A 13,150-nucleotide genomic window follows, 5' to 3' on the forward strand; every position below is an offset into this window, starting at 1 on the left:
ATAAGCATTGACCTGATGGTTTCTGCCGACCTGCGTAAAATTCCGCTGAAGGAAATTATGGAACTGCCGGACAACCGCATACTGCTGCCTGTTAAGGTGGATCATAATGGAGAGAATATTATTGAGATCATTCCACATAAGGCATCAATGGGATACTTGAGCGGTTATGCAGATCCCGAATATATTGAAAACCTACAAACCATTTCCCTGCCCTTTCTGGGATCGGGTACCTACCGTGCTTTTCCCGTTGAAGGAGATTCAATGCCACCGTACAAGGATGGAGCATTTATTATTGGAAAATATCTTGAAAAACCAAACGAACTGAAAAAAGGAAAAAGCTATCTGTTTGTTACCCGAAGCGAAGGTATTACCTATAAAAGACTGGTAAAAACGGAAGAAGAAACCATTACCGTAGCCGCAGACAATCTTTTTTACGAGCCTTATAGCATACCGCTAGCAGATATTTTTGAGATATGGGAGTATGCCTGCAGTATTTCGACAGAAGAGTTTACAAAAGAGGATTTTAATACGGATCAGCAACAGATTATAGAGTTACTTAAGGAACTGAAAACAGAGATTAAAGGATTGAAATATAAACAGTAAAAAAATTTACCTTTCTTTAAACGTTATATTTATTTAGGATTATTTCAAATACAATTTCCAAAAATAAATTTATATTTTTCATTAATCTTTAACAACGACTTAAAATGTCATTATGAATAGTTTATTTTGATATCAAAGAGTAAATACATTTTACGTTATTAACTAAGAATACTAAAAAAGTAATTTTAACTTCAATTTGATTTCTTTTATTATTTAACATTTAATATATTTACAGCTAAACACTATTAACTTATACCAACAAAATATACACTTTAAGACTCTTAGTATTCAAGATATCTATTTTGTATATCATTGTTATTAAAGACAAAATCTGACTATGGAAGATGAAAAAGTTTTTAAGATACTATCAATCGATGGTGGTGGAATAAAAGGTCTTTACTCAGCTAGAATACTAAGTAAATTTGAAGAAAAATTCAAATGTAGGACATCAGATCATTTCGATATGATTTGCGGTACTTCTACAGGTGGTCTAATTGCTCTTGCATTAACAAGTTTAATTTCTGCTGATGATATTTGTAATTTTTATGAGCAAAAAGGTGAAATTATTTTTCCAAAACATAAAACCATAAAATTCCCTTTTATTGGTAAAATAGATCAAGGTTTTTTAAAGCAAATTGCATTTGGAGGTAAGTTCTCAAGTACTGGTTTAAAAAATTCATTAAATGAGATTTTTGGAAATAGAATAATTGGAGATGCAAATAATCTATTATGCATACCGAGTTACTCTGTAACGGAAGCTAAACCGAAGGTATTTAAGTACGATCACCAAGAAGGTATTTTATCCCGTGACAATAAAGCGAAAATGGTTGATATAGCCTTAGCGACCTCTGCAGCACCTACATACTTTCCAATGGCTGAGTTACAATATTACAATAATGAACAATTTATTGATGGAGGAGTTTGGGCTAACAACCCAACCTTAGTTGGTCTTCTAGAAGCATTAAATTTTTTTGTTGGAAAGAATCAAAAATACAATAGCATTAAAATTCTTTCTTTAAGCAGTTTAAGTATTACAGGTGGCAATACCACTGGTCTAAAAAATGAAAGATCATTTAAAGATTGGGGCTCTGATTTGTTTGAAACATCGATGAATGGTCAGGCTTTTTTCACTGATTTTTTTCTTTCAAAAGTCAAGGAAATTTCTGATATAAATATTGATTATACTCGAATTCCATCGGCGGCCATTTCGAAAGAGCAAGAAAGCATAATACAGCTTGATGTCGCGAATCAGAAAGCTTATAATTTAATGAAGATAAAGGCAGACGATCAAGCACTTTTATTTGAAAAAACAAAAGAAATAGAATATTTTTTTACAACCCCTAAAACATATATAACAAATGGCTGATTTGCATTCCACTTTTACTGAGTTCGACGGAATAATTAAATTAAATTCCACTAAGAAATCATCATTAAGAACCTCAAGAAACTCTATCCGTGAAGATATAAGAAAATATTTTGACGAAAAAAGAGAGGATCATTCAGTAAGTTTCAAAGGTCAAGGCTCTTTTATGATGAACACAACTATTAAGCCAATTTCCAACGAATTTGATTTGGATGATGGAGTTTATATTTTTGGTAAAGAAGAAGACAGACCAACACCCCAAACTGCACACAACTGGATATATGACGCTGTAAAAAATAGAACAAGTTCTGAATCATTAGATAAAAACACATGCGTAAGAGTAATTTATAAAAGTGATTATCATATCGACTTACCTATATATTATAAAGTAGATAAATCTAAAGATGAATATACTTTAGATGATGAAGTTCCTGAATTAGCGCATTTATCTAAAGGTTGGATCAAAAGTGATCCATATGCATTTAAAAAATGGTTTGATGGAGAAGCAAAAAATAAACCTCAGTTAAAAAGAATTGTACGTTACTTGAAATCCTGGTCTGATAAAAAACAAACTGACAATTCAAAATTAATATTCCCAAGTGGAATGATATTTACAATATTAGCTTCAAATTGTTTCATCGAAGATGAAAGAGATGATATTTCTTTATTAGAAACTTTAAAAGCTATTCAAGAAGAAATAGATGATACAAGATTCGACGACGCATACTATGAATGCTATCGCCCAACAGTTGATGAAACAGAGGATTTATTGAACAAATATGCTGCCAAAACAACTAAAGAAAACTTTTTAAATGCTTTAGATTCTTTTATTAAATCTGGAAATCAAGCAATAGAATTAGAATCAAAAAAAGACGCATGTGCTAAGTGGCAGAAGCATCTAGGAGATAGATTCCCATGCTCAACAATAAAAGAAGAATCATCAGATACATCAGCTAGAGTTTTTTCTAATCCTGACCAAATTGGATTTGATCACAAATCTGCGTAAAAGATGATTAAAGAAATACTTAAACTGATTTCCAAAACTGAAGATGCAAAAATCTTAAAAACTGAGAATATTAGTGGCAATAGTTCTATTAAAAGGTACGAGCAGGTTATTTCGGTTGAAACAGAATTATCTTTAAATGATGGTTTAAAAATAATTCTGTTATATATAACTTTAAAAGAACCTTATTCTGTTCATTTGCCAAAGATTTATATCGACGAAAAATCATACGATGAATTAAAATTCATACCTCATATCAACGAGGATTTAAGTATCTGTATTTATGATACAGATACTAATTTTTATTTTGAGCAGAAAAATCTTCCCGAGATCGTAGTTGATTTAATAGCTAAGTCAAAGATCATTTTACGAGGAAAAAACGACGCAAGCTATTTAAAGGAAGAATTTGAAAGAGAGTTTTTAGCTTATTGGAATATTAAATATTCAAACAGAGAAAAGACTTCAGAAACCGGTATATGTTTAATTGATTCTCAACATTTTCAGAATTTAAAAGCAATTAAATTTATAAACAAATTTGGTTTATATGAATACTTAGTATATAACAATGAGAATCATTTTAAGTTATTGGAAAAATATTTAAAAATAAAAGGTGTAAAATATGCTGAAATTCCAGCTTTTGCAGCAACTTTTAAAGAATTAGAACCACCTTACAGTATTACATTCTCAAAATCAGTAAAATATTTAAATGATTTAAATGACTTTAAGTCTAAAATTAATAAACTAAAATTTGGAGAATTTTTAGTAGTTTTTAAGAATGAATATGATGAATTGTTTGGATGGACTTATCCATTTGTAAAAAAGCATATCAATGGTTTTAGAGAATTGTCAAATTGGCAATTTTTGAATTCTAATTTCGGAAAAAATTATTTAGTTAACAGATTGAGCTTTTCCAGTATTTCTCCTAAGAGATTAGATATTCGCACTAGCGGTATAGAAGTGAATCGAGAATTGAAAATTGCTTTGATTGGTATAGGTAGTGTAGGATCAAATCTACTTCATTATTTGACAAAGTATCCTATTTCAAAATATTGCTTGATTGATCCTGATATATTAAAAGTTGAAAATGTATTTAGAAATAAGTTTGGTTTTAATTACATAACTGAATTTAAAGTTGACATAGGAGAGTATGAAATTTTATCAAAGAATCCTTTTACTGAAGTATTAAGTTTTAGAAGAGACATCTGTGCGGTAATAGAAAATGAACCAGATGTCATAGAAGACTATGATTTTAGATTTATTGTATTAGGAATATTAAGAATTGAAAAATATATTCTTCAACATTTAATAAATTTAAAATCAGTGAAACCGATTATATTAATTTGGGTAGAACCATACTTAGCAAGCGGTCAACTAGTATATTTAAAACCTGAAGATTTTGATAAAGGAATTAATCTTATTAGTAATTATCCCTTTCACGTAATTAAAAGCGGTCAAAATATTTCAAAAAAAGAAGGCTCTTGTCAAACAGGATACATGCCATACTCAGATATGCGTCTAAACCTATTTTTAAGCAGCATTAACTCTATATTATATGAAATTTTAGTTGAAAATAATTATAATAAATCTAAAGTTATTTCATGGATTGGTGATACTGAAGAATTAAAAAAAATCAACATTGAAATAAATGATAAATATGATGGAATTAATAAATTTACAATTATAGAAAATGAATTTTAAAAATTATAAAACAATATCTTTAATATCTTTTATTTCGATACTAGCTATAATCTGTAATTTTCTATATTTATGGTTCGATGAATACATATCTAATTTTCCCGAATTAAAAGAAATTTCAAATTATATAGGATTTTTATCAATATTGGGTTTGATGACACTATTTATAGAATTAATAGATAAGTACCTTTGGAAACAATCATTGACAAATGTTATTATTGAAATTCCTAATTTGAATGGTCGCTACAAGGGAACAATGACTTCTTCGTACATTGACCCTTCAACCAATGCTCCAATTGTATTAGATTGTGTAATGGAAATATCACAAACAGCATCATCAATACAAGTACATACCTATATTGGTAAAGATGGTAAACAAACTTCCACATCGGAAACAATATGTGAGGTTTTAAAAAAGAAATCTAATAATTTCTATACCCTTTACTATAATTACGGAAATGTTTCTAATTTGAATGTCGAATTAAATGATCATAAAGGGACAGCATATTTAGATTATTTCAAAGATATTAAATCTCTGAAGGGCAATTACTTTAATGAGAGAAGAAATAGTGGGACAATTATAGTAAAATTTGTCTCTAATGTACTAATAGGAAGGTTTAATGAAGAACTATAAGCTTACAGAAGTTATTGATTTAGTTATTACCGCAAATACTCCTAATTTCACTGGATTAGGTTTAATTATTTACAAAAAATCAGATTGCTTGCCCATAGAATCTATTAATGACGATTGTTTATTGGAAAATAGTCTAGTAGGCATAGAGGATATTGGTAAAAAGTTAATTGAAGTAAGTAAAAAAGATAACATTTGTCATGATGGTTTCCATTTACTAAATGAAAGGTTCGAGCTAACAGCTCTTTGCCATTATTTTTCCACACCCATTTCACAGATAGTTAAACCACTTCGTAAAAAAGGAAGTCGATACAGAACTGCTTTTTATGGATCTTTGCTAGATAATGTATTATGTACAGTCTCTATAAGTTCTTATTTTGAAGTATTTATTTTTATTAATGGTAAGGAATATACACTAGATGAATATAAGATGTTATAATTTTAACTTGAGCATATCACAATCTGTTCTAAAAATTTTTAATAGATATGTTCAGATCCATCCGAAATCACCCGAATCGGGAGGAATATTAACGGGTGAAATATATGATAATATAATAAACCTTTTGAACTGTTCTGAACCTTCCGATTTAGATCAGAGATCAAGATATAATTTTAGTCGTTCGTTTATTGCCGCACAAAAATTTATTAATGAAAAATTTAAGATTTCTAGGGGCAGAGAAATATATTTGGGCGAATGGCACACCCACCCAGAGGATCATCCCTCACCTTCAAACACCGATAGAAAAAACTTTTTAAAAACTATAAAAAATAATCATTTAAATTCAAATGTACATTTTATGATTATTATAGGAAGGTTATCTATTTATATAGAAATTTATATTGATAAAAAATTTGATGAAAAAATAATTGTTACTAGATCTGACCTGTAAGATAAGTACTCAAAACAAAAAGATAATTCAATATCTACAAATTAATAAAATTACAACCTTTTTGGTAAAATGTAAGTAGTGGAATTTGTGAAGCGGTACATTTTGGCAAAGGGGTTGTACCGATTAGACGCAAAAAAGCGTTTCCGACCGCAGGAAGGAATTGCATTTTTGCCGCACGATTTTTCGGATCAGACGACTTTTAAGGGCTGGGATTGAAAATTCTTCAGATTAAGAAAAAAGCCCCTGTTTTCGGTCATTCCATAGCGAAACATAGACCACAATAGTGAACAACCCATTTGAGCTAATGTTGCATTGATATACAAATCCTGTTTTTCCAATGCTTCCGCCAAACTGCAACTTGGCGTATCGTCCGTTTTTTCGGACTGTTTAAGCAGTTCGCCAAATTCATCTGTAACCATTGGCAGGATTGCCACCGGTTCGTACTTCTCGGAGTTTGGTTGTTTGATTTCTCCTATAGTAGATAGTATAACCTGTCCTATCTGTTGGCTATTACCAAAGTCTAACCAATACTTCGGTTCATCTCGGTTGGCTCTGCGTTTGCTCATCGATTTGAGCATTTCAGCAATGTTAAACCTTGCCTGTACATTGTCCACACAAGTGATGTAAATCGTTGCCCTTGCATTTTCGGGTAGTCCACCAAATGCATTGCGTTCAAACTTTTGATTTTCTGCTTTCCAATTTGTACCCATAAACCGATTTACACGGTTTATCAAGGCTACCGATTTATACAATCCTGTTTCACTCGGTGCAAAACGCTGTCTGCCCAAATTGGCTTCCGTAATAATATCATCATCCCACAAACGCACCTGCAACCCTGCGTGTTCCAATTCTGTTAGGCTGTGGCTCATTTCCATTAAGGCGGTCAGCACCTTTGAGCCTGTGCCACCTGCACCAATTAAATTGACTTCAATCGGATTGGTAGGACTTATTAAATAGTTGTCCGTAAAATGAACGGCTGTTTTTACTGTTTCCATTACAATAGATTTTTAAGGGTTTTGTTGTTTGGTTTCAATACTTCTTTTGGAAAGGGTGTCACCGTGTTTACAAGGTCTTTCCATAGGTTTACGCAATTGCCTTTCATCGGGTTATGATTGCCTAACAGATGGCTGAAATAGGAATTAAAAAAGTAATACTCCCAAGCCTGTATAAATTCTTCCACCGAAGTGGATTTTTTAATATCAACACTTACCGTTCCCATACATACTTTACCATCTTCATAGATATTGAAATAAGGCATATGATACAGTTTTGTCTTTTCCGTTGGTCTTCTATCACTTGAAAGAGCAAATACGCTCAAACCGTTTTTACTGGCTTTCCAAAGCATTGACGGTACTTGTGCCTTTCCGTTTGGAATTTGCAGATTATCCACAAAATACATCTGCCTTTTCTGTGCTTTGGTGTACCAAATTACCACACCCTTATCCGCATTAGGATTGATATGTAAAACGTTGGTCGGCAAAATCCCGTTTGATTTCAGAAAGGCTTTGTTATTTTCCTGTTCGGTATTGAGTGCCTTTGCCAATACATTTGCTTCTTTTACCGTCAAAGGGTGGGCATTGATAGGATTACCGTTTTTGTCCATATCAAAATGTTCTACATATACATCGGTATTGCTTCCTTTGGTTTCATAGAATACCAAAGCCGATTTTGGGTGGTACAATGTGCCGAAGTCCTGTGTTATATCGTTAATCGTTTCCATAGTTCCAATTTTTAAAAGGTGTGTAAAATGTCGCTTAGGCTGTGCAGTAATGTAAACAGTCGGTTTTCAAAACAAAGGTTGTTGGCGGTTATATCCCTGCCGTCAAACATTTTTTGGATAATGGGTTCTTCCATTTGTCCGTACTCCTGCATTTCGGTGTTGACCGATTCTATAAGGGTTTCATTGAGCCAACCTTTGTGGTCTGCGTAAAAGGAAATGTACTTTTCCATACCAATAATGTTTTCCATATCTTCTTCAAATGCTTCTCCGTTGGGTTTGGCATTGCGGAATACGTTTTCATTCGGATAGGTCTGATAAAGGACAAAGGCTTCTTTTGCTACGGTCAAGCACTCATTATCAAAATCGTCTTTAGCTTTAAAGCTGTTGATACGCTGTTCAAATACGGTCAGATTAATGCGGTTGTAAATCCGTTGCTCTATATAATCCCCGATATATTCGGCTTGTTTTATCTCGGCAAGATAAACGGCTGTTTGTTCGGTTTGGTCATCCATTTCCACCCAATCGTTCATCATTTCGTACATCCAATACAGATAACTTGCTTCCTGTCTGTAATACGGAATGTCGGCTATGTGATACAGATAAGCACATACGGACAATAGTAAATGGGCGTTTCTTTTCCGTTTATAGTTGTGCAACATTCGGTAAAGCGAAGCAACGGGAATATAAAAAAGGTTTGAGCCTGTATTGTAGCGTTCTTCACTTAGGAAATAGGTATTTTTACTATCCTGTACCAAACGAATTTCTTCCCAATCCAAAACCTTTTGTTTCAATTTTTCTTCCATATCCGACATTGCCAATGCCATATTGTAGGGATAGGGAAATTGTTTGCTCTGCATCGGCTCAATTTGGTAATGCTCTGCCAATTTGGAAAGGGACTGATAAAAATCCCTTTCCGTTTTATCTGATTTCCTGCAAGCCTGTACGATTTTGGTTTCTTTCAGTTTTGGCAGAAAAGTACATTTTAGAAAACCATTGGCAACATTGCTGTTGGTACTGATTTGCGTTTGTCTTTGCGTACTTCGTTCGCGTCTTTTGGCTTTTGCATCCAATTTGCGAACTCGTTTAGTTGGCGGTGTAATTGCCTTTGTCGTTGCTGTTCGGGTATTGTGATAGTTCCCGATAAAATATGTTTGTGCATAGTTCATTGTTTTAAATATTTGGTTTAACCTTTTGTACCCATTACACTCTCAAATTTGTACTCTACTGCATCATCTTTGATTTGAGGTGCAGATACTTTTGCCGTTGTGAGTATCGGGTACATATTGGCGTAAAAATTCATTACGGCTTCCACGCTCCAACGTGGTTCGGGGTCGGTAAGTCTTATTTCCTGTCCTTTATCTTTGAGTATAAACACTCGTTCTAATTGTGTTGCTAATAACATAATGCTTGTTTTAATCGTTAATACTCTGTTTCTTCTTCGGCTGTTTCATCTATGGGATAATCGGCTGTAACTTCTTCCTCCTGGCTCGGTTCGGGTTGTGGTTCTTCCGCTTCCCCGAAAAGACTTGGTGTTTCGAATTTTGCAGACAATGTGGTTTTGCGTTTACGTATCTCGTCCGCTTTTTCGGGGAACTCGGTGATGTCGGGTACTTTCATCCACGCTTCACGGAATTTGCCCTCTTTTTCGAGTTCCTCAACCTTTGCCATTCCCTCTTTAAACTTCTTGTCTTTGGTTTCTTTTTCCTTTTTGGCTTTTTCGGTTTTTTCTTTCTCCATTGCCGATTGCTTTTTGACTTCTTCCATTTGTTTTAGGAATTTTTCCATATCCACCATTACACCCGAAACGGTTTGGATCGGTGCTTTTATCTGCTCAAAAAATCCCTCGTCAAACTCCTGTGGCGTAGCGTTAAATGTCAATGGGGGAATAAGGTTTTTGGCATTATCTCCGCATTGTTCGTTGTTGAGCATTACCGATACAATTAGGTTATTTTCTGCTGCTTTGGAAATGTTCAGTTGTAATACACCTATAAAGTCCAAAGCTTGTATCTGATTGAAAAAATTGGTATTCATCGTCCTGAAATTTTAATTGTTATCTGTTCGTTTTTTGATTGCGGTAAGTTTCTCGTGTATGTCTGTCCAATAGGCTTTTAGTCTTTTGTCGAACTCTGAAAAACTCTTGTCCTCGTGGTGGTATCCTGTATTGCGTTTGGCTACCTTGATAGCCTCTTGTAGGTTAGTTATTTCAATTTCATAACCGTTCAAATCTGTTACTTTCATAGTATCGCCAATTTTCGGGTTAATAGCATTTCCAAAATTTCGCTGTCGCTCTCGTATTCTTCGCCCTCAAAATGGTAATGGTCTGTTTCCTCATTATAGTGGAATTGTTCCAAATCTTCATCGGTCAATGCGGTATCATGCAAAATGCCCTCTGAATAAATGGTTTTTCCGTAAATACCGTTTCCCATTTCTTCATATTCCTGTGTAAACTCCACTCCGTAACGGTCTGCAATCAGCCGTACGGCTTCTGTATTGGGCGACCATTTCGTTTCGTACTGAAAAACACCCTCATCGCCCTCGTTCCAATAAATATTGAAGAAATAACCGCCATTGTCTTCGGTAATAAAGTCGGGCAATTGTCCCTGTTCGCTCGTTTCTTCCTTGTTTTTCATCATTTGAAAAACTTCCTGTATTGCTGTGATTGCTTCGGGTTTCCCCTCGAATACAACCATATTACTACACCAATTTGCCATAATGAATATTTTTAGTAGGCTAACACCGACAAAGGCGGTAGCCTGTGGTTACTTAATTAAGGTTTAGGATTTCCGCACCGTCCAAAGCAAAAGCGGTACATAGTTCAAATGCTTTTTGAGATTTCAATTGAGCTGTTCCACCCATTACAATGCTCTGCAATTTGGCTTCGTCATTTTTGTAATTTCTTACATTCTGATAGTAGCCTGTCACAGCGTTGTACGCTCCGAACAATGTGCCTTTGGTGGTGTCCATTTGTTGGGTATCGCTTAACATCGCATATCGAAAAGCATCGTCAACCACATTTTTGAACACGGTCGAAACTTCATCTTCAGCACCTTTTTTGAGTAGGTCAAGCGTTTCCTTGTTCGGGCAAAGTGCCAATTGGATTAGCTTTTTGACCTCTTGGTCTGTTACTCTTACTTTCGACCAATTATTAAAGATGTTCTCTAATTGGTTGCTCAATGTGTTGGCAAGTCCCATAATCTTGTGGGCATTTTCAATACGCTGTTTTGCTCCCGAAGTATGTTTGATACGGACAACGTTGGTCATACTTCTTAATGAAGCATTGAGCGTGTTTTGGCATACGATACGGATAGGTGTAAAAGCAGCTGTAATACTTCCACTACCATCGTGCGAAGTGGTAAGGAAAATATACTTTTCCGTTACATCATCGCCATTACCTACACGGATATAGTCGGGCAGTTTGGCTGTAATAAAAATGCGTTCTCCGTTGCCCAATGCTCCTGCGGTTTCGTATAGGATGCCCTCACCACCACCTACAATAGCATCAAAGAAATTAAAGGCTTCTCTATTTTGTACTATATGGTAATCCTTACCAACCACGCCCAATACGGCATTGTTATCGGTGCGTATGTTGGCGAAATAGTTAGGTACTTCCAATTCGCTACTGCCTATCTCAATACCGTTAGTGGTTTCGATAATACCCGAACCTTTGGTAAACAAAGGAGATTTTACTACCTCATAATCTAACCCTGCGTGTTTGATAGCTTCTTCGCTTGTCGGGTATTGCTCTACGATTTGCCCTAAACTGTGCCACACTTTTTGTTGCACTGAAAAGAAACTGTGCTTTCCTGTTCTCTCGTTGAAATGAATGTTATGTGCCATTTTGATAAAATTTTGATGTTAAAAAAGAATGAATGATTGTTGTTAAAATGGTAGGTCGTCCTCTGAACCTTGCCCTGCTGTACTGTGGTTTCCTGTTTGTGCTGTAGCCTGTACAGTTTCGGTTCTCTTGCCACCTCCATACAGTTTGATGTTTGAGGTATGGAAATTCAAACCTGCTTTTGGCTCTCCATCCTTCCCTATCCACGCTCTTGTACTTACCCTACCTAAAAGTTCAACTAAAGTTCCTTTTGTAAGTAGACTTGCAACTTTTGCTGAAATCCAATAAGAGCAATCGAAATAAGTTGTCTGCTCTATGTATTCGCCCTGTTTGTTCTTGTAGCTTTGGTTTGTTGCTACTGAAAAATTAACTACTTGTTTGTCCTGTGACGTTGTGCGTACTTCCGCATCTCTTGTCAGTCTTCCGATAATGTTCATAATCGTCCTGTTTTAAAAGTTTTACATTTTGTTATGTTCGCTTTTCTCGTTTTCTGCTTCCTGTTGTGGTTTGCTCGGCTTCGCTTCGCATAATTTTTTCCAAAAGAAAAACCGGAAAAAAGAAAGCAGACTATCAAGGTGGTCAAAGGGAAAGCCAAAAGGAAACGGAATAATTGGAGGGTACCTTTAGGGAGGAAACCGTTTATGCCGTAGTCTTTTGGCAGGATTTAAGCGTGGGATGACCACCATACTTTGGCTGCCTTTTTATCGGTTGACTATGGAAAATAGGAACTTCTGTATTTTCATATAATCGTAGGACTTTGAAGTCCTTATATAAAAACTTTGAAAAAGAAGTTTGGAAGTATTGAGAAACTCTTTTTTAATGTTTTATAAAGATAAAACCTAAAGATCTTTTACACAGAATGATCTTGAGAATGACGGTAAATGTGCTGTGGTTTTTATCCAACTTAAATTTATGTCATCGGACTTTCAAGCCATGAAAGGTAAATTACCGCACAGCACTTCCACTTATCTTCTTTCAGCACCATATTGGAATAAATTGTATTGTAGAATTGATTTAAAATGGAAGAGCATATAACAAAAGAAGATTTGAGACAGTTTCGATTACTCTTGTTGAACGATATAGAAAATTTGATTGCAAGTAAAAAACAAGGATATACATCCAAGATAGAAGAGGATCCGGAATGGATACGCAGTAAATCAATCCGTCAAATTTTGAATATATCTCCGGCAACTTTACAAAACCTGAGAATCAGTGGAAAAATAGAATTTAGAAAAGTATTGGGTTCCTACTATTATAAAAAGGAAGATGTACTTACGCTTTTTAATAAGTAAGGATATGATCGTAAAAAATTACAACCATATTTTTGAATTTATGGAGAAAGATATTAGGATTAACGTCTGGCATCTCGCATTAATTCTTGCAATAGTGCGTTTAGCAGATCTACAAGAA

At 34.4% G+C, this 13,150-nt stretch carries 17 protein-coding genes; 8 read left to right on the forward strand and 9 right to left on the reverse strand.

Going from position 1 to position 13,150, the window contains the following annotated elements:
- From BM253_RS13010 to BM253_RS13040, 7 genes are all read left to right on the forward strand, one after another.
- The coding region (locus BM253_RS13010) for a S24 family peptidase (protein WP_091525144.1) at positions 1–603 on the forward strand (603 nt) is incomplete at its 5' end.
- 337 nt (positions 604–940) lie between these two features.
- Positions 941–1,969, forward strand: coding sequence for a CBASS cGAMP-activated phospholipase (locus BM253_RS13015; protein ID WP_091525148.1), 1,029 nt, complete (start codon positions 941–943; stop codon positions 1,967–1,969).
- A complete protein-coding gene (locus BM253_RS13020; protein ID WP_091525150.1) occupies positions 1,962–2,972 on the forward strand; it encodes a CBASS cGAMP synthase in 1,011 nt (336 codons plus the stop codon). Before BM253_RS13015 ends, BM253_RS13020 begins: the two co-directional genes overlap by 8 nt.
- A gap of 3 nt (positions 2,973–2,975) precedes the next feature.
- Positions 2,976–4,667 (forward strand): E2/UBC family protein, encoded by a 1,692-nt coding sequence (locus tag BM253_RS13025; protein ID WP_091525153.1) that lies wholly within the window; start codon positions 2,976–2,978, stop codon positions 4,665–4,667.
- Positions 4,657–5,298 carry a Cap15 family cyclic dinucleotide receptor domain-containing protein gene (locus tag BM253_RS13030; protein WP_091525156.1) on the forward strand — a complete coding sequence of 214 codons (642 nt, stop codon included), beginning with the start codon at positions 4,657–4,659 and terminating at the stop codon, positions 5,296–5,298. Before BM253_RS13025 ends, BM253_RS13030 begins: the two co-directional genes overlap by 11 nt.
- Complete coding sequence (locus tag BM253_RS13035; RefSeq protein ID WP_091525162.1) at positions 5,285–5,734, forward strand: hypothetical protein; 450 nt, start codon at positions 5,285–5,287, stop codon at positions 5,732–5,734. Before BM253_RS13030 ends, BM253_RS13035 begins: the two co-directional genes overlap by 14 nt.
- A gap of 7 nt (positions 5,735–5,741) precedes the next feature.
- A complete protein-coding gene (locus BM253_RS13040; RefSeq protein ID WP_177205787.1) occupies positions 5,742–6,185 on the forward strand; it encodes a Mov34/MPN/PAD-1 family protein in 444 nt (147 codons plus the stop codon).
- A 188-nt stretch (positions 6,186–6,373) separates the two neighbouring features.
- Here BM253_RS13040 and BM253_RS13045 read toward each other — a convergent pair whose 3' ends face one another.
- From BM253_RS13045 to BM253_RS13085, 9 genes are read right to left on the reverse strand one after another with little or no spacing between them, the layout of a single operon-like run.
- Positions 6,374–7,180, reverse strand: a complete 807-nt coding sequence (locus BM253_RS13045) for a PRTRC system ThiF family protein (protein WP_091525169.1) — start codon at positions 7,178–7,180, stop codon at positions 6,374–6,376.
- A complete protein-coding gene (locus BM253_RS13050; protein ID WP_177205788.1) occupies positions 7,180–7,905 on the reverse strand; it encodes a PRTRC system protein B in 726 nt (241 codons plus the stop codon). Before BM253_RS13050 ends, BM253_RS13045 begins: the two co-directional genes overlap by 1 nt.
- A gap of 11 nt (positions 7,906–7,916) precedes the next feature.
- A complete protein-coding gene (locus BM253_RS13055; protein ID WP_091525173.1) occupies positions 7,917–9,071 on the reverse strand; it encodes a hypothetical protein in 1,155 nt (384 codons plus the stop codon).
- Positions 9,072–9,088: 17 nt separating this feature from the next.
- Complete coding sequence (locus BM253_RS13060) at positions 9,089–9,307, reverse strand: PRTRC system protein C (protein WP_091525177.1); 219 nt, start codon at positions 9,305–9,307, stop codon at positions 9,089–9,091.
- A gap of 17 nt (positions 9,308–9,324) precedes the next feature.
- Positions 9,325–9,936, reverse strand: a complete 612-nt coding sequence (locus BM253_RS13065) for a PRTRC system protein E (RefSeq protein ID WP_091525181.1) — start codon at positions 9,934–9,936, stop codon at positions 9,325–9,327.
- A gap of 12 nt (positions 9,937–9,948) precedes the next feature.
- Entirely contained in the window at positions 9,949–10,143 is a 195-nt protein-coding gene (locus BM253_RS13070; protein WP_091525184.1) for a hypothetical protein, read from the reverse strand.
- Complete coding sequence (locus BM253_RS13075) at positions 10,140–10,616, reverse strand: DUF1281 family ferredoxin-like fold protein (protein ID WP_091525187.1); 477 nt, start codon at positions 10,614–10,616, stop codon at positions 10,140–10,142. The genes BM253_RS13070 and BM253_RS13075 overlap by 4 nt, the downstream gene beginning before the upstream one ends.
- A 52-nt stretch (positions 10,617–10,668) precedes the next feature.
- The gene (locus BM253_RS13080) at positions 10,669–11,742 is read right to left on the reverse strand and encodes a DUF932 domain-containing protein (protein WP_091525190.1); all 1,074 of its coding nucleotides are present in this window, start codon (positions 11,740–11,742) and stop codon (positions 10,669–10,671) included.
- Between the two features lie 42 nt (positions 11,743–11,784).
- Positions 11,785–12,177 (reverse strand): single-stranded DNA-binding protein, encoded by a 393-nt coding sequence (locus BM253_RS13085; RefSeq protein ID WP_091525194.1) that lies wholly within the window; start codon positions 12,175–12,177, stop codon positions 11,785–11,787.
- 582 nt (positions 12,178–12,759) lie between these two features.
- On the opposite strand from BM253_RS13085, the gene BM253_RS13090 reads away from it, so the two are divergent.
- On the forward strand, positions 12,760–13,032 hold the full coding sequence (locus BM253_RS13090; RefSeq protein ID WP_091525197.1) for a helix-turn-helix domain-containing protein: 273 nt from the start codon (positions 12,760–12,762) through the stop codon (positions 13,030–13,032).
- The last annotated feature ends 118 nt before the right edge of the window (positions 13,033–13,150 follow it).

The sequence above is a fragment of the Paenimyroides ummariense genome (assembly GCF_900115115.1).
GTDB lineage: Bacteria > Bacteroidota > Bacteroidia > Flavobacteriales > Flavobacteriaceae > Flavobacterium > Flavobacterium ummariense.